Source organism: Kribbella soli (assembly GCF_004331345.1).
Classification (GTDB): domain Bacteria; phylum Actinomycetota; class Actinomycetes; order Propionibacteriales; family Kribbellaceae; genus Kribbella; species Kribbella soli.
Genome location: NZ_SJJZ01000002.1, coordinates 1413573 through 1430321 on the forward strand (window position 1 = coordinate 1413573; position 16749 = coordinate 1430321).

Annotated in this window: 18 protein-coding genes; 5 read left to right on the top strand and 13 right to left on the bottom strand. The window is 67.4% G+C overall.

Annotated elements, in window-relative coordinates; translation table 11 throughout:
- Positions 1-111 precede the first annotated feature (111 nt).
- From E0H45_RS20805 to E0H45_RS20820, 4 genes are read right to left on the bottom strand one after another with little or no spacing between them, the layout of a single operon-like run.
- Positions 112-1050 (bottom strand): VWA domain-containing protein, encoded by a 939-nt coding sequence (locus E0H45_RS20805; RefSeq protein WP_131339672.1) that lies wholly within the window; start codon positions 1048-1050, stop codon positions 112-114.
- A complete protein-coding gene (locus tag E0H45_RS20810; protein ID WP_131339673.1) occupies positions 1047-1976 on the bottom strand; it encodes a DUF58 domain-containing protein in 930 nt (309 codons plus the stop codon). Before E0H45_RS20810 ends, E0H45_RS20805 begins: the two co-directional genes overlap by 4 nt.
- Entirely contained in the window at positions 1973-2959 is a 987-nt protein-coding gene (locus E0H45_RS20815) for an AAA family ATPase (protein WP_131339674.1), read from the bottom strand. The genes E0H45_RS20810 and E0H45_RS20815 overlap by 4 nt, the downstream gene beginning before the upstream one ends.
- The gene (locus E0H45_RS20820) at positions 2956-3177 is read right to left on the bottom strand and encodes a hypothetical protein (RefSeq protein WP_131339675.1); all 222 of its coding nucleotides are present in this window, start codon (positions 3175-3177) and stop codon (positions 2956-2958) included. Before E0H45_RS20820 ends, E0H45_RS20815 begins: the two co-directional genes overlap by 4 nt.
- Before the next feature lie 125 nt (positions 3178-3302).
- On the opposite strand from E0H45_RS20820, the gene E0H45_RS20825 reads away from it, so the two are divergent.
- A complete protein-coding gene (locus E0H45_RS20825) occupies positions 3303-3995 on the top strand; it encodes a response regulator transcription factor (protein ID WP_131339676.1) in 693 nt (230 codons plus the stop codon).
- Positions 3996-4102: 107 nt separating this feature from the next.
- Here E0H45_RS20825 and E0H45_RS43875 read toward each other — a convergent pair whose 3' ends face one another.
- Positions 4103-4198, bottom strand: coding sequence for a helix-turn-helix domain-containing protein (locus tag E0H45_RS43875; protein WP_420323336.1), 96 nt, complete (start codon positions 4196-4198; stop codon positions 4103-4105).
- Between the two features lie 89 nt (positions 4199-4287).
- Here E0H45_RS43875 and E0H45_RS20830 point away from each other — a divergent pair, with 89 nt between their 5' ends.
- Positions 4288-5547, top strand: a complete 1260-nt coding sequence (locus E0H45_RS20830; RefSeq protein WP_131339677.1) for a sensor histidine kinase — start codon at positions 4288-4290, stop codon at positions 5545-5547.
- Positions 5548-5566: 19 nt separating this feature from the next.
- Positions 5567-6058, top strand: a complete 492-nt coding sequence (locus tag E0H45_RS20835; protein ID WP_238155121.1) for a DinB family protein — start codon at positions 5567-5569, stop codon at positions 6056-6058.
- A gap of 5 nt (positions 6059-6063) precedes the next feature.
- Here the strand turns inward: E0H45_RS20835 and E0H45_RS43290 are convergent, their stop codons facing one another.
- The 7 genes from E0H45_RS43290 to E0H45_RS20865 form a co-directional block, all read right to left on the bottom strand.
- Complete coding sequence (locus E0H45_RS43290; protein WP_238155122.1) at positions 6064-6480, bottom strand: DUF2961 domain-containing protein; 417 nt, start codon at positions 6478-6480, stop codon at positions 6064-6066.
- A 17-nt stretch (positions 6481-6497) separates the two neighbouring features.
- A complete protein-coding gene (locus E0H45_RS43295) occupies positions 6498-6689 on the bottom strand; it encodes a hypothetical protein (RefSeq protein WP_238155123.1) in 192 nt (63 codons plus the stop codon).
- A 70-nt stretch (positions 6690-6759) separates the two neighbouring features.
- Positions 6760-7914 (bottom strand): Gfo/Idh/MocA family protein, encoded by a 1155-nt coding sequence (locus E0H45_RS20845; RefSeq protein ID WP_131339678.1) that lies wholly within the window; start codon positions 7912-7914, stop codon positions 6760-6762.
- Positions 7911-8963 (bottom strand): Gfo/Idh/MocA family protein, encoded by a 1053-nt coding sequence (locus E0H45_RS20850; RefSeq protein ID WP_131339679.1) that lies wholly within the window; start codon positions 8961-8963, stop codon positions 7911-7913. Before E0H45_RS20850 ends, E0H45_RS20845 begins: the two co-directional genes overlap by 4 nt.
- Before the next feature lie 37 nt (positions 8964-9000).
- Positions 9001-10629, bottom strand: coding sequence for an extracellular solute-binding protein (locus E0H45_RS20855; protein WP_131339680.1), 1629 nt, complete (start codon positions 10627-10629; stop codon positions 9001-9003).
- A gap of 27 nt (positions 10630-10656) precedes the next feature.
- Entirely contained in the window at positions 10657-11568 is a 912-nt protein-coding gene (locus E0H45_RS20860) for a carbohydrate ABC transporter permease (protein WP_238155124.1), read from the bottom strand.
- A complete protein-coding gene (locus tag E0H45_RS20865; protein ID WP_238155125.1) occupies positions 11565-12596 on the bottom strand; it encodes an ABC transporter permease in 1032 nt (343 codons plus the stop codon). The genes E0H45_RS20860 and E0H45_RS20865 overlap by 4 nt, the downstream gene beginning before the upstream one ends.
- 153 nt (positions 12597-12749) lie before the next feature.
- Between E0H45_RS20865 and E0H45_RS20870 the strand changes: the two genes are divergently transcribed.
- Positions 12750-13769 (top strand): LacI family DNA-binding transcriptional regulator, encoded by a 1020-nt coding sequence (locus E0H45_RS20870; protein ID WP_131339681.1) that lies wholly within the window; start codon positions 12750-12752, stop codon positions 13767-13769.
- 8 nt (positions 13770-13777) lie between these two features.
- Here E0H45_RS20870 and E0H45_RS20875 read toward each other — a convergent pair whose 3' ends face one another.
- Positions 13778-14734: an extracellular catalytic domain type 1 short-chain-length polyhydroxyalkanoate depolymerase gene (locus E0H45_RS20875; protein ID WP_131339683.1), complete on the bottom strand. Its 957-nt coding sequence runs from the start codon at positions 14732-14734 to the stop codon at positions 13778-13780.
- Positions 14735-14960: 226 nt separating this feature from the next.
- Here E0H45_RS20875 and E0H45_RS20880 point away from each other — a divergent pair, with 226 nt between their 5' ends.
- Positions 14961-16721, top strand: coding sequence for a glycosyl hydrolase family 28 protein (locus E0H45_RS20880; RefSeq protein ID WP_131339685.1), 1761 nt, complete (start codon positions 14961-14963; stop codon positions 16719-16721).
- The last annotated feature ends 28 nt before the right edge of the window (positions 16722-16749 follow it).

Sequence of the window (16749 nt, forward strand, 5' to 3'; positions counted from 1 at the left end):
CTCCCGAGCGATGGCCGGGGTGACGGAGCCGGGGGTGACGGGTGGTGGGCCGGGGATGTAGTCGGGGCCGCGGAATGGGTGGCCTAGGTGTGGAGGCATGTCAGCTCCTGATCACGGGAGGCGGGAGAACCAGAGCAGCGAGGCCAGCGCGGCCAGGAGCGCCGCGGCCAGGGCGATGCCCGCGACCAGGTTGGTGATCTCGCGGGGTTCGGTGGTCCAGCCGATGGAGGACTGCAGGTCGGAGTACACGTCACGCAACTGCTCGTCGTTCTCGGCCTCGTAGAAGGACCCGCTGGTCGCGTCCGCGAGACCCTTCAACGCCTCGGTGTCGGCGGGGACCGGGATGTCGCGCCCCTCCAGGTTCACGGTGCCCTCGGGTGTGCCGTACGCGATCGTCGACACGGGTACGCCGGCCTGCGTGGCCGCCTCGGCGGCGTCGTCGACCGGACTGCCCGCGGTGTTGCCGCCGTCGGACAACAGCACGATTCGGCTCGGCGGCGGATCGTCGGGATCGATTGTCCGGATCGCCTGCAGGCTTGTGAGTACGGCGTCCCCGATCGCCGTCGAGTCGCGCAACTGCAGACTGTTGATCGCGTCCACCGTCGCCTGATGATTCGTACTCGGCGCCGACACCACGGTCGCCGTCCGCGCGAAGGACACCAGCCCGACGTTGAACTTCTCCGGCAGGTCCCGCACGAACTCGACCGCCGCCTGTTTGGCGGTCTCGAACCGGTTCGGCGCGACATCGGTCGCCGCCATCGAGTTCGAGATGTCCATCGCGACCAGCACGGTGGCGCGCTCCCGCGGGACCCGGATGTCAGCGACCGGCCGGGCGATCGCGATCGTCAGCACGGTCAGCGCGGCGAGGAAGGCCGCGGCCGGCGCGTGCCGGCGCCAGCCGGGCCGTACAGGGGCGACCTTCTCCAGCATCGGAAGGGTCGCGAAGCGGACGGCGTACTTCGTCCTGCGTCGCTGGGCGATCAGGTACGCCGCCACGAGCGCGGCGACCAGCACCAACAGCCACAGCCACAGGGGTTGCTCGAATCTCATCTGGTCCTCACAGCAGTCGGGTTCCGCCGTACGCCGGCCCGTCGGCGGGCGGTCGTGAACGCCGCGACGTCACGGACCCAGTCGGTATCGGTGCGCAGCAGGAGATGTGCCGCACCGGCGGACCGGATCGCCTGGGTGGTCTGTTCACGGTGCGCGGCCATCGCGTCGGCGTACCGGCGACGGAGTTTGCGGCTGGCGGTCTGGATCTCCCGGCGGCGGCCGGTCTCCGGATCAACGAGCGTGAGCAGCCCGACCTCGGGGAGTTCGAGCTCGCGTGGGTCGAGGACCTCGACGGCGATCACCTCGTGGCGCGCGGCCAGGCGGCGGAGCGGGTCTGCCCAGCCGTCCTCGTGGAAGTCCGAGACGACCATGCGCAGGCCTGGACGTGCGTGTTCGCGGTCAAGTCGACTGATCGCTTTGCCGAGATCTGTCGTCGGAACAGCACCTGGTGTTGCTCGGGGCAACGACAGGAGAGTGCGAAGCGTGCGGCGGAGCTGGACTGCGCCGGCAGCGGCCGGAAGACGGCGCAGGTCGTTGCCCAGGGCAATGCGTACGCCGAGCCGGTTGCCGGGGCGGTCGGAGAGGAGACCGACCGCCCCCACGACAGCGATGGCCAGGTCGCGCTTCTCGCTCAGCGCGGTCCCGAAGTCCATGCTCGCCGACGCGTCCAGCAATGCCCACGTCTCCAGTTCCCGCTCGGCGAGCGGTGCTCGCACGTGCGGTTCCAGCGAGCGAGCGGTGACGTTCCAGTCCATCCGTCGTACGTCGTCCTGGCCCGCCTGGTACGGACGCGCCTCGTTGGGTTCGCTGCCGGGACCGCTGCGCAGACCGGTGATCTCGCCGTGCAGGAACCCTTCCAGCTTGCGCTTCACCGTCAGTTCGAGGGCGCGCAGTGCCCGCTCCCGGCCGGCCAGCAGGTCATTCATGCCGCAGACCCTTGAGCGTCGTCGGCGGGCACCACGTGCGGCTGTTCGATGGTCTGCAGGATCCGCGCGACGACCGACCGCGGATCGACCCCGTCGGCCAGCGCGTCGAACGTGAGTACCAGCCGATGCGACATCACGTCGAGCGCAACGTCGTACACGTCGGCCGGCAACACGTAGTCCCGCCCGCGCAACAACGCCAACGCGCGGCCCGCCGCGACCAGCCCCAGCGTGGCACGAGGGCTCGCACCGAACTCCAGTACGCCGGCCAGGTCCTGGATCCCGTACTGCGTCGGCACCCGGGTCGCGTGCACCAGGCGTACGACGTACTCCGCGACCGCGTTGTGGACGAACACGTCGTCCGTTGCCTCCTGCAACTGTGCGACCTGCTCCGGTGTGAGTACGGCGTTCGCGTGCGGCCGGTGCGCGCTCATCCGCTGCAGGATCGTCAGCTCTTCCAACGGCGTCGGGTAGTCGACCGTGATCTTCAGCAGGAACCGGTCCCGCTGCGCTTCGGGCAACGCGTACACCCCGTCGGACTCGATCGGGTTCTGGGTCGCGAGCACCAGGAACGGTTCCGGCAGCGGGTACGACGTACCGCCGATGCTGACCTGGTGTTCCGCCATCGCCTCGAGCAACGCGGACTGCACCTTGGCCGGTGCACGGTTGATCTCGTCCGCGAGCACCAGATTGGCGAACACCGGACCGAGCTCGGTGTCGAACCCTTCCGTGGACGGCCGCCAGATCCGGGTGCCCGTGATATCGCCGGGCACCAGGTCCGGAGTGAACTGCAGTCGCGAGAACTGCCCGCCGATCACCTCCGCCAGCGTGCGGACCGCGAGCGTCTTGGCGACTCCCGGCACGCCTTCCAGCAGACAGTGGCCGCGGGCCAGCAACCCGACGAGCATCCGCTCGACCAGGTGGTCCTGCCCGACGACCACCCGCTTCACCTCGAACAAGGCGTGTTCGAGCGTTGCGGCATTCATGCGTTTCCAGCGGGGTTCTGCTCGGCGCTCTCACCGTTCTTCTCCGGGCAGTCATGCGACGGGGACGGCGACGGCGTGGTCGGGCCGTCCTCGACCGTCGCATAGCCCTGCTCCGGAACGGCGGGGTCGTTTCCGGCGGCGTACGCGATCCCGCCGACACCGAGCGCCGCGACCGCCACCGCACTGCCGAGGATCAGTCGTTTTACTGGAAGTTTCATCAGGATCTCCTTCGACTCGATTGGCCACAGCTCATCAAGACGCCGCGAAAACGACCGGAAAGCCGACCGAAAGCCCGGCGAAAGAGCAGACCGGCCGCGCTCGGGTCCACCGCTACCTTGGTTGCGTGCGACTACTTGTGGTGGAGGACGAGGAAGGCCTGGTCAGCGCGCTGCGCTCGGGACTCGGCCGGGCCGGGTACGCCGTCGACGCGGCCACCACCGGCGCCGAGGCGGTCGAGAAGCTCGCGACCACGCCGTACGACCTGGCGATCCTGGACATCACGCTGCCGGACACCAGCGGTCTCGACCTGTGCCGCGCGGTCCGCCGCGGCGAGATCGAGGTGGCGTCCGGACGAGAGCTGCGCGTGCTGATGCTGACCGCGCGCGCCTCGCTGGCGGACCGCGTCCGCGGGCTCGACGAAGGCGCAGACGACTACCTGACCAAGCCGTTCGCACTCGTCGAACTGCTCGCCCGGATCCGCGCCCTGCTCCGCCGCGACGTCACCAACGGCACGACCCAGCTGCACGTCGGCGACCTCGTCCTGGACTCGTCCCGCCATCTCGCCACCCGGGCCGGACGGGAGCTTCCGCTGACGCTGAAGGAGTTCGGCATCCTGCGGTACCTGATGTCGCGCCCCGGGCACGTCATCTCGGCCGAGGAACTCCTCGAGCACGTCTGGGACGAGAACGCGGACCCGTTCACCCAGACCGTCCGCGTGACCGTCGGCACCCTGCGCCGCAAACTCGCGCACGAGGGCGAAGATCCCATCCTGGAGACCGTGATCGGTCGCGGCTACCGCCTCAGAGGTGACACTTGACGTCCTCCTCCGCTCGAACGCGGAGGATTCCAACTACGCGACCGTTGGAGGTTCGTGTTGAGGTTCACGCTTCTCAGAGACCAGTACGACAGTCTCTCCGCGTGCGATCACGGCCCCAGGTTCCACACGTACCGCGAGTGCTCCAGCAACTCAGCAATCTGAGCCGGAGTGGGTGCGAGGCGGTAGCGGGACACGACAGGCATGCAATCAGGCGGCGCCGACAGTTTTCACCTGAAGGGAGGCAGTTGCGGTTCCTCCCCCACCTGAAGGCGGGCCTTCCGCAACCAGTCCGATGAATCTCAAACGACCGCCGTGGGCTCAGACGATCCGATTCCGACTCACCGTCGGTTACTCCGCCGCACTGATCGCGCTGTCCGCGCTCCTGCTCGGCGGCGTGTACGTCGCGCTGTCACAGATCCTCGAGCCGAAACCGCTGGACCAGATCGAGGTCCAGAAGTACTGGAAGGACGCCCACGGGGAGTTCCACCTCAAGCCGGGCCAGGTGATCCAGGCCGCCGAGCTCTCGAGTGTGCAGTCCGCGGTGAACTACCAGACGCTGCAAACGCTGCGGAACTACTCCGTGGCCGGCATGGGTGTTTTGTTCCTGGTCAGCCTCGGTACCGGCTGGTGGTTGTCGGGTCGCGTGCTGCGTCCGGTACGGCGGATCACGGCGACCGCGCAGGAGATCTCCGCGACCGACCTGTCCCGCCGGATCGCCCTCGAAGGGCCGCGCGACGAACTGCGCAACCTGGCCGACACCGTCGACGGCATGCTCGGCCGGCTCGAGACGGCGTTCCTGACTCAGCGCCAACTCGTCGACGACGCATCCCACGAACTGCGCAACCCGCTCGCCGTGATCCAGGCGAACGTCGACGCCGTCCTCGCGCACGACGACACGCCACCGGACGACCGCGCCCAGGCCACCGCGATCGTCGGCCGCGCGATCCAGCGGATGACCCGCCTCGTCGAGGACCTCCTCGCGTCCGCCCGCCGGTCGTCACCCGCCTTCGTCGACGCCGACGTCGACCTCGCCACGATCGCGGGCGAAGCGGCCGAGGAGTACGAACTGCTCGCAGCCGATCGCGAGCTGCACGTCGTACGACGCCTCTCGCCCGGCCCCATCGCCGCCGGAGACGCGTCCGCGCTGCGGCGCGCGGTCGACAACCTGCTCTCGAATGCGGTCCGCCTCGCCCGCGGCGGCAGCGAACTCGTCCTCGCGGTCGGCAGCCGCAACGGCTGGGCCTGGATCGCGGTCCGCGACGAAGGCCCCGGCATCGCGCCCGACGACGCCGACCGCGTCTTCGACCGCTTCTACCGCGCCGGCCAGCAACAACCCCCGGCCACTGTCGCGTCCACCGGCCAGCGCCGAGCCGGCCTGGGCCTCGCCATCGTCCGCCAGATCGCCGAATCCCACGGCGGCACCGTCACCCTCCACTCCGAACTGGGCATCGGCACCACCTTCGTCATCTGGCTCCCCGAACGCTCCCTCACCAGCACCACCCGCCGCTCCCCCACCCCACCCGAAGAAGACCCCCTGGGCCCCCGTCACTGAACCGCCTAGCATCGGTCGCGTGCCCCGCCACTTTCCGCCACCCAAGGCCGACGAACGCGACATGCTCTCGGGCTGGTTGGACCGCCAGCGCGCCACGGTCAGGTGGAAGTGCACAGGCCTGTCAGAAGAGCAGGCCGAACTGGCCGTCTTGCCGGCATCTCCACGGATGAGCGTGAAAACACTCGTGGGGCACCTCAGACATGTCGAACTGGGGTGGTTCGAGACCAGCTTCCTTGGTGTCCCACAGGTAGGCGCCAAAGACCCTTTCAAGCTTTCACAGCCGCCTGAGGCCTCTCTCGATCACCTACTGGACGAGTACGACCAGCAATGTGAGCGGTCCCGCCAGATCGTTGCCGACCACCAGCTCGACGATCTGGAGGCATGGGCTCCTGAGGGCATTGAGCTTGTGTCTCTGCGCTGGATCGTCACTCACCTCATTGAGGAGACAGCCCGCCACCTCGGGCACCTTGACGTCATGCGTGAACTGATTGACGGCACCACCGGCTACTGAATCAGTCAGCGGGGATGGCGGAGGTGCGGTGCTGGTAGAGGTGGAAAGGGAGCGTGGGGCGCGAGTTGGTACCAGTACGCCGTGGTGGCGATGTCGTCCTGGCGTTCGAAGAGGAAGGCCCACGCGCCGCCCGCGTAGTCCTCCAGGCCGGTGCTGCACAACGTCGGGAACTCGTCATCGTCGTCGACGAAGAACTTCACCTCGCCCTCACCCCACCAGTACCGGTGCAGCGAGGTCAGCGCGAGGTACGTCCCGACGTACGTGCCCCGCCCCGAGACCCCGTCGAGGATCACATGATCGGTCCCCAACGCCGCCGTACCGTCGGAGTGCCGCCACTGGGCGTGGAAGTACGGCGTACTCGCCTCAAGCTCGTCGCCCAGCGTGTAGTCGACCTGGAAGTACACCGACGGCACGTCGCCCACGTGCTGATTCTCCAGCGTCAACCGGGCGCCGGACCCTGATCGGTGCGATCGGCAACAGTCAGCCAAATGTGCCGGATCACGCCCGGCCCCTCGATCTCGGCCAGGGTGAGCGTCTCCCCCGCGGGCAGCTGCAGAGCGGGCGAGCCCAGGCCCAAGCGCCGACGCGGCCCGCGCAGCCGCGCCGGGCGCTCCGGTCGGGCTCTCGGCATTGATCGACCGACTCACCACACCATCGGGCAGAACCGGGACGTTGAACGTCGAGAACACGAGAGAATCCTCTCAGGGGCGGAACGACTCGCTGAGTTCGGTTTTCGGGGTGTCTCCGTGGAGGGCTCGGTAGAACGGGTGGTCCGGCGTCAGGTCGGTACGGCGTACTGGCCGGCCAGTGATCGCCGAGGCGTAGAGCGCGGTGACGAACTCCATCGTCGGCCGAGTGCTGGCCAGGGTGGTGTCGTGGGTCCGGCCGGCCAGCAGGTCGTCGATCAGGCGGTTGATCTGCGCCTCGTGATTGCTCGGCACATCGTCACCGGCCGACGCGGTCCACGGATCATCCTCCACACCGGTCTCGGCCGCGTCTGCTTTCCGTACGCCGGGATCGATACCGAGCGTCGCGGCCTTCGCCGCGTCAGGTGCCGAGTGGAACGTCCAGTCCTGGTCGGCGTACCCGTAGACGTGGTTCACCTCGAGCGTCCCGCCGGCCGTGTCGATCCGGATCCTGCTCAGCTCCCGTGGCGACAGCAGGCTGTTGATCACGGTCCCGACCGCGTCGCTCTCGAAGATCACCGACGCAATCGACACGTCCTCGAACTCGACCGGGCGATCCAGCCGTACGGCGGTGGCGTTGATCGTCCGCCACGGCCCGAGCAGATGCAGCAGCAGGTCGATCTGGTGGATGCCGTGGCCGAGGGTCGGCCCGCCACCCTCACCGACCCAGGTGCCGCGCCAGTCCGGGTCGAAGTAGCTGAGCGGCCGGAACCACAACGTCTCGCAGACCGCCACCAGCGGACGTCCGAGCGCGCCGCGGCCGAGGAGGTCCGCCGCTCGCAGTGCGCCGGATCCGTGCCGGTGCTGGAAGACCACCCAGACCGAGCCGTCGCTCGCCTGCTCGGCCTCCGCCACCGCGTCCATCTCGGCCAGACTCAGCACCGGCGGCTTCTCCAGGAGCACCGACTTGCCGGCGGCAAGGATCTCGATCGCGATCTCGGCATGACTACCGGGCGGCGTCGTCACCGAAACCAGATCGGGGTCCTCCGCCGCCAGCAGCTCGGTCACACTCGCGTACGCCGTCGCGCCGTACTTCCCCGCCAGCGTCCGGGCCTTCGCCTCGACGATGTCCGCGACACCGACGAGGCTGGTTCGGCCGGTGTTCGCGTAGGCCTCCGCGTGCCGGTGACTGATGTTGCCGCAGCCGACGATCGCGACCCTCACTGTCATTCGGCGGCTCCGCGGACGGCCGCGTTCTGCTGGGCGGTCAGCGCCAGCCGCATGGTCTCGAACGTGTGCTCCTGCGGCGCGGCCGTGGTGGTCCGGTCCCGGACGTCGCGCAGCACGTCCGAGTAGTAGGTCAGCTCGACGTCCGAGCAGTCGATGTAGTGCGTGCCGTCCTTGTCCACCAGGAACAGGTGATTGCCGCCGTCGCGGCCCGCAATGTCGACGTACTTGCGCATCTCGATGTAGCCCTCCGTGCCGAGCACGGTCAGCCGGCCGTCACCCCACGTCGGCAACCCGTCCGGGGTGTACCAGTCGACCCGGATGTAGCCCTGGGCGTTGCCGCTGCGCAGGAGCAGCTCGCCGAAGTCCTGCAGGCCCGGCTCGTCGGGGTTGGCGAAGTTCCCGACCGCGCTGGTCACCACCTCCGCGGTGCGCGCACCGGTGAACCAGAGGAACTGGTCGATCTGGTGCGAGGCGATGTCGGTCAGGATGCCGCCGTACCGCGCCTTGTCGTAGAACCAGTCCGGGCGGCCGCCGCCACCGGCGAGATGCCCGCGATCCCCGATCCGGTGCGGCCCGACCCCGAGCGTCTGCACGACCGTGCCGATCCGGCCCTCGCGGACCAGCTCACCGGCCTTGACCACGCACTTGACCTCGAACCGCTCGGAGAACGTCACCGACCAGAACCGGCCGCTCTGGCTGACCGCCTTCTCGACCTCCTCCAGCTGGTCGAGGGTGACGCACCCGGGCTTGTCGGCCATCACGTCCTTGCCGGCCCGCAACGCCGCGACCGCGATCGGCCCGCGCCGGTCCGGTACGGCGGCGGTCACGATCAGGTCGATCCCGTCCTGCGCGATCAGCTCGTCGGGATCCTCGATCACGGGTACGTCGGGGTACCGCTCCCGGACCGTGACCGCGACCGCTGCCGACGGATCGTCGGTGGCCATCCCGGCGAACGTCGCGCCGGCCTCGATCAGGCCGGCGACCTGACCGAAGATGTGCGCGTGATCGAGCCCGACGACGGCGAATCTGATGGGTTGGCTGGAATTCAAGGGTGTTCCTTCCGGTGTGATCTGATGACGGGCGAACTCAGCGCGACGACTTCAGCGCCTGCGCGAGTTCCTCGGCGATCTTGTCGCCGCCGTCGCTCTTCCACTTCTTCACCGCTACGGCCCAGGCCGAAACGGGCTTCCGGCCTTGAACGATGTCGTCGGCGACCTGGTTGACAGCATCGCCGATCTGTCCGCCCTTGCGGGTGTTCGTCTCGGAGTACAGACCGGCGGCCGGGTTCGCGAGGGCGGTCGGGCACACCGACTTCATCGCGTTGAACTGGGTCTCGGCGCTCCCTTCCCGCTCGGGCAGGAAGATCGTCCACGGCCCGTCCGCCTGGTAGTTCAGGCCCAGCTGGGTCTCGCTGAAACCCTTCGCGTTGAGCACCGGATTGCCCTCGACCAGCCGGTGATGGACGCCGGCCAGCCCGAACTTGCGGAACAGGTACTCCTGCGTGCCGAACGGCGTCGCCAGGTAGTTCAGGTACGCGAGCAGCGTCTCGACCCGCCCCTCGGCCTTCTTGCTGACCGCGGTGACGCCGATCGCGGGCGATCCCAGCCAGGTCTTGCCCTGCCCCGAGCCGTCGTGCTTCGGCGGCGCGATGATCGCGATCTCGGCGTTCTTGTCGGTCATGGTCTGCAGGTACGTCGGCCAGCCGCTGAACGTGTCGAGGACGAGCGGGCTCGATCCGTTCGCGAACCGGGTCTTCATGTCCAGGTTCTGCCCGGCGTACGCGTCCGGATGGATGTAACCGGACTTCCAGAGCTTCTGCAGGATCCCGAAGACCTCCTCGTGGGCCTCGTGCTCCAGGTAGCTGACCAGGGCGTCGCCGTTCTTGCTCCACTGGTTGGGTATGTCGAACATGTTCCGCACGTACTGTGTCGGCGCGGTGGCCAGCGCGAAACGGTTCAGCTTCCGGTCGGTCAACCCTTTGCACAGCTCGACGAAGTCGTCGGCGCTCTTCACCTCGGCCTTCAGTCCCTGCGCCTCGAGGATGTCGGCGCGGCTGTAGAGCACCGAGGAACTGATCGCGCCGCGCGGCACCGGGACCCCGTAGATCTTGCCGTCGAAGATGCCCGAGTTCCAGCAGACCTCGGGCAGGTTCGCCAGGTACGGGTACTTCTTGATGTTGTCGCCGGACAGGTGCGGCGTCAGGTCGACAGCCTTCGCGGTCAGCATCTGCGGGACCTGCGGAACCGCGCCGACCATGAACAGATCGCCCAGCTGGTTGCCCGCGACCACGGTGGCGAACTTCTTGTTGTAGTCCACCGACGGCGTCAGATTCACCTGCAGCGGCGACCCGACCCGCTTGTTGAACTCCTGCCAGAACGTGTTCAGCTCCAGCTTCGGAGGGATCGGCGTGTTCGTGTACGTCGTCACCGTGATCGGCTTGCCGTCACCCGGAGGCTGCGTGATCGCCTGCACCGGGTCGGCCGGGTAGCGACGGAACGCGTCCGGGATGTTGTACTCGGCACCGGCCAGGTCGGGCTTCACCCCGGTGTACCGCTCGTACGCCGGCCGGATCTTCGACCGGGACGCCTCGTCGTTCGCCACGCCCGAACCGCCGCGGCCGTCGTTCGAGCAACCGACTGCGCCGGCCAGTCCCAGCGCCGCCCCACCGGCGAGGACCGCCCGGCGGCCCAGCGGCCGTGCATCGTAGACACTCATGGATTTGCCTCTTTTCAGGTCTTTGGGTCAGCCCTTGACGGCGCCGGTGAGCACGCCCTTGGCGAAGTGGCGCTGGATGAACGGGTAGACGCAGAGGACCGGAACGATCGAGATCATCAGGATCGCCATCTGGATGGACGTCTGCGGGGGCACCGCCTCGCTGCCCAGCCCGAGGTCCTGGCCGCCGAGCTCGACGCCGTTCACGACGTACGTCCGCAGCACCAGCTGCAACGGCCATTTGCTGCTGTCGTTGAGATACAGGAGCGCGTTGAAGAAGCTGTTCCAGTAGCCGACGCCGTAGAACAGCCCGATGACGGCGATCACCGCCTTGGACAAGGGCAGGCCGATGTGCCGGAACAGCTTCCATTCGGACGCGCCGTCGATCCGTGCGGCGTCGATGATCTCGGCGGGCAGGCCGACGAAGTAGGCGCGGACGACGATGACGTTGAACGCGCTGACGCTGACCGGCACGATCACCGCCCACAGACTGTCCAGCAGACCGAACTGCTGAACGACGAGATACGACGGGATCAGGCCCGGGTTGAACAGCAGACTGATGAGCACGAGCAGCAGCAGCGGCCGGTTGCCGATGGTGCCACGCCGGCTCAGTGCCCACCCGAGCGTGCAGGTGAGCACCAACGCGATCGCGGTACCGACGACGGTGACGAAGCCGCTGATCAGCAGGGCCTGCGTGACGGTCCCACCGGACAGGATCGAGCGGTACGCCGTGAAGTCGATCCCATGCGTCGGGAACAGGACGAATCCGCCGGCCTTGGTCACCTCCTCGGCCGGAGCGAGGCTGGTGGAGATCACGCCGATGAACGGGAACACGACCGCCGCGCAGATGATCGTCAGGAAGACCGCCTTGACGACGCGTTCGGTCAGACCGGGCATCGGCATACCGCCGACCATCGTGCGGTGCGATTTGGCGGAAGTCATCCGCGATACACCCCTTCCTCGCCGAAGCGGTGCGCGAGCTTGTTGGCGGACAGCACGAGGGCGAGTGCGACGGCGCTCTTCACCAGGCCGACCGCTGCCGCCACCCCCCAGTCGCCGCCGAGGACGCCGTTGTTGTAGACGTACGTGTCGAGAACCTCACTGGCGTCGACGCCGACCGCCTGCTGCTGCAGGATGATCTGCTCGAAACCGACCGTCAGCGAGTCCCCGAGCTTGAGGATCAGCAGCAGGATGATGATCGGCTTCATACCGGGCAGCGTCACGTGCCAGGTCTGCCGCCAGCGCCCCGCGCCGTCCACCGCCGACGCCTCGTAGAGCGAACGATCGATCTGCGACAGCACGGCCAGGAAGAGAATCGTCGCCCAGCCGGTGTCCTTCCACAGGACCTGCGACGTGAGCAGCGCGCGGAAGGCCTCGACGTTGCCGATGATGTGCATCGGGTCGTAACCGTGACCGCGCAGCCAGTTGTTGATCATCCCGGTCCCGCCCAGCACCTGCTGGAAGACCGCGACCACGATCACCCAGGACATGAAGTGCGGCAGATAGATGATCGTCTGCACGAACTGCCGGAGCTTGTTCGAGAGCAGGCTGTGCAGCACGAGCGCCACCACGATCGGCGCCGGAAACACGATGACGGCCTGGATCAGGGTCAGAATCAATGTGTTCTGGACGGCGTTGAGGAATTCCGGGTCACCACTGAAAATGACGGAGAAATTCTCGAATCCGGACCAGAGACTCTTCCCGATTCCCAAATAGGGCTGATAATCCTGGAAGGCGATGATGTTGCCCCAGAGCGGGTAGTACTGGAACGCCAGCAGGACCAGCAGTCCCGGTATCGCCAGTAAAAGCACGGGATAGTCACGTCTGAGCCGCGCTAACAGGGACCGCTTGCGGCCCTTCGCGAGACTCGCGGCATCCGGATTTCCGTGCGTTGAACGCACACGAGAAGCAGTGTCGGCTTCAGCCACAGGCACCTCCCTGGTCACTCGAATAAAAAGTGATCGATCCACTTCTGAGCCGGTAGCTAACCGCAGCCGCGTTTTGGTGTCAAGACCTCGGTCCAGCATTGATCGAGGTCCGGGAAGGGCCGGGCCGGAGCCGGTTACGACGGTCCGCGGTGATAAACTGCCCCGCCTCAGACGGCCTGGCGCGAGGAGGGGAACGTGGCAGACCCGGCAGCCAAACGGCCGGCGACCATCCACCAAGTGGCCAGCCTGGCCGGCGTATCGCACACGACCGTGTCCCGGTATCTGCAGGACAAGGACAGCCTGAAGCCGAAGACCAGGATCAAGGTCGAGTACGCGGTCAAGGCCCTCGACTACCGCCCCAACCTGGTCGCTCGATCCATGCGGACGCGGCACACGAACCGGCTCGCGATCGTGCTCGCCTCGGGAGCGCACTTCCCCGGGCGGCTGCTCGCCGCGGCATCCCGAACGGCGCACGACGCCGGGTACCAGGTCGAGATCGTCAGCGTCGAGGGCGGGGCCCGCGAGCGTTCGGACCGGATCGACGAGCTGGCCAGATCCGGCCAGGTCGAAGGCATCCTGGCCCTCTCGCCGATCGGCCTCAAGGGCAAGAACGCACATCGGGTGCCGATCGTCGAGAACGGCACCTACGACGACAAGCTGCACGGCCTGGCGGAGCTCGCCGACGCCACCGAGATCCGCGAGATCATCGAGTACCTGGTCTCCTTGGGCCACCGGACGTTCCTGCACGTCGCCGGCGCCCAGAACTTCGCCTCGGCACGCAACCGGAAGAGCGTCTACCTCGAGACGATCGAACGCCTCGGACTGCACTCGGTCGGAGCCGTTGACGGCGACTGGTCGGCCCAGTCCGGTTTCGACGCGATCACCGCCCTGCCGCCCGACTGCGGTGTCACCGCAGTCGTGGCGGCCAACGACGTCGTCGCCATGGGCGTGATCCGTGGCGCACTCTCCCGTGGCTGGACCGTGCCCGACGATCTGAGCGTCTTCGGCTGGGACGACGAGGAGATCGGCCGGTTCGCCACCCCGTCACTCTCCACCGTGGCAGTCGACCGCGAGGCCCAGGGCCGCGCCGCCATCCACCAACTCCTCGCCGAGATCCGCGGCGAACCGATCCCGCAGCCGACCCCGCAAACCATCAACCACCTGATCTACCGAGAATCAACCGCCCCACCACCCCGCCGTACGCCGACCGCCTGAGCCGCTGCTCAGGTGAGGCCCCAGAAGCGGGTGATGTAGACAGCGGCGCACAGGTTGACGTCGAGGATGTACGGCGCAGCGGCGCCACACTGATCTGGTCCGGTGCCTGGGTCGATGGGTTGGCCGTGGCCCATGCCAGGGATCGACCAGGTCTCGACGACCGTCGCACCGGACGCGTCGGCGTACGACTTGTGCGTGGCACCGTTGACGGTCTCGGTGGAGTCCGCGATCTGGTCCGCGGAGTTCACGTCGGTCCACTGCTCCATCGACTCGTTGAGGTTGCGGTAGGCAACGGTGTAGTCCGACGTACCGTGCCAGATCGACACCTTGGGCCGGTGGGTCGCCGTCGCCGCCGCGCGCACCTTGTCGCCCCACTGCTGCGGCGACAGATCGACCCCGGGGTTCTGGCAACTGAAAGCCTGGACGAGCGACGTCGCGCACCGATACGGCAGCCCTGCCACGACCGCCCCACCGGCGAACACCTCCGGGTACGTCGCCAGCATGACAGCCGTCATCGCACCACCGGCCGACAGACCGGTGACGAACACCCGCCCCGCATCCGAACCAAGATCGCCGACGGTGCGATCCACCATCTGCTTGATCGACAGAGCCTCACCCGAGCCGCGCGCGGTGTCCCCCGCCTCGAACCAGTTGAAGCACGCACTCGCGTTGTTGGCCGACTGCTGCTGCGGCAGCACCAGCGCGAAGCCGGCCCGCTGCGCCATCGCGACCCAGCCGGGCTCGTCGTCGTACGCCGAAGCCGACTGAGTACACCCGTGCAACGCCACCACCACCGGCCGACCGGCACCAAGCCCGGGCGGCACGTAACGGAACATCCGCAGATTCCCTGGATTCGAACCGAATCCGGTCACTTCCTCCAGGCTCGCAGCCTCAGCCCGCGACACCGGACTGGTCAACACAGCTGCCAGCAAGACGATCACCGAAACAACAGGACGGAGAGTCATTCCACACCTCCAGGACGGGTCCTTCCATCGACCGTCCCATCAACCAACCACCCCAGCCATGTCCTCCCACCCCACAATCCGAGCCGCAGCTGTGTTCTCACAGTGTCGGCGGATCGAGGCATCACGGAAGAGCGAAATTTTCGTGGCAAGCGGTTGCTATTGATCGGCCCAGGTTCTCTGGACAAGGTTTCAGAGCCTTCCGCCGGAGATGCCAAGGAGCCTGAAGATGACCGCAGACCTCACGCGACGCCGCCTGCTCCAAGCAGCCGGCGCAACCGTTGCCGCCGGCTACGTCACGTCCGCGGCCGGGATCGCGACAGCCACCCCCGCGCCCGTTCCACCGCTGGTCAGCTACCCGATTCCTGCCGGGATCGCGCAGGCGTCCACCTTCGAGGTCAAGGTCCGTACGGCGGCCGGTCCCTGGACCACGGTGCCGACGTACTCGGTGAACCTCAAGCAGATCAACGCAACGACCGGCGCCGGCCAGGTACTGAAGTCGTCGATGGCGTACTTCGACTTCGCCCATTCGGTCGAGGTCTGGGTCAGGTACACGAAGGGCACCATCGACACCGCCCGGATCCGCCCGCTGTCGCTGGGGATCGAGCCGACCATCGACGACGAGAGCACGTTGCTCTTCACCCTCACCGAACCGAGCAAGATCGTGGTCGAGGTGAACGGCGAGATCTTCGACTGCCTGCACCTGCTCGCCCGCCCGATCGAGACCGACGCCCCCTCCCCCGACGACCCGGACGTCATCTACTACGGCCCCGGCGTGCACACGACCGCGACCGGACAGCTGGAGGTTCCGAGCGGGAAGACGGTCTATCTGGCCGGTGGCGCCGTACTGAAGGCTTCGGTGATCTTCAAGAACGTCACGAACGCCGGCCTGACGGGACGCGGTCTCATCTACGGCACCAACGGCGGCGGCTGCACCATCGTCGGCTCGAAGAACGTCCGCGTCGACGGCATCTCGATGCTCGATCTGACGACTGGCTACGCGATCACCGCGGGGATGTCCGAACAGGTCACGATCACCGACTTCGGCTACTTCAGCGCGGGCCAGTGGGGCGACGGGATCGACATCTTCTCCAGTGCCGACGTGTTGATCGACAACTGCTTCCTGCGCTGTTCCGACGACTGCATCGCGCTCTACACGCACCGCTGGGACTACTACGGCGATACCCGGAATATCACCGTCTCCAACTCGAGCCTCTGGGCGGATGTCGCGCACCCGATCAACATCGGGACCCACGGCAACACCGCCGATCCCGAGGTGCTGGAGAACATCACGATCAGCAACGTCGACATCCTCGACCATCGCGAACCGCAGAAGTGGTACCAGGGAGCCATCGCGCTCAATCCCGGCGACAGCAATCTCGTCCGGAACGTGCGGATCGAGAACGTGCGGGTCGAGGACTTCCGCTGGGGGCAGTTCATCCATCTGCGCGTGGCCTACAACAAGTCCTACAACACCTCGGCCGGCCGCGGCATCGAGGGCGTCTACGTCAAGAACCTGACCTACACGGGCAAGAACGCCGAGACCGCGATGATGCTCGGGTACGACGAGACGCGCGGCATCAAGGACGTGACGTTCCAGAACCTCGTGGTGAACGGCACCGTGATGGCCTCGACCATGCGCAAGCCCGGGTGGTTCACGGTCGCCGACATGGTCGACATGCACGTCAACGAGCACGTGACCAACCTGCGCTGGCTGGACGCGGCCACGGCCCCGACGACAACGCCTCCGACGATCACGACTGCCGACACCGGCAACCTCACCGCGGGCGTACCGGTGGTCCTCACGATCAGTGCGACCGGCTTCCCCACCGGCTTCGACGTCCAGAACCTGCCGGCCGGACTCACCGTCGACAAGACCACCGGCGTCATCACCGGCGCCCCGACCAGCCCGGGCACGTACAACGCGAACCTGAGCGTCACCAACGTCGCCGGGACCACCACCAAGAGCCTCATCCTGACCGTGCGCTGAACACTTGCGTACACCCACCACCGCCCCG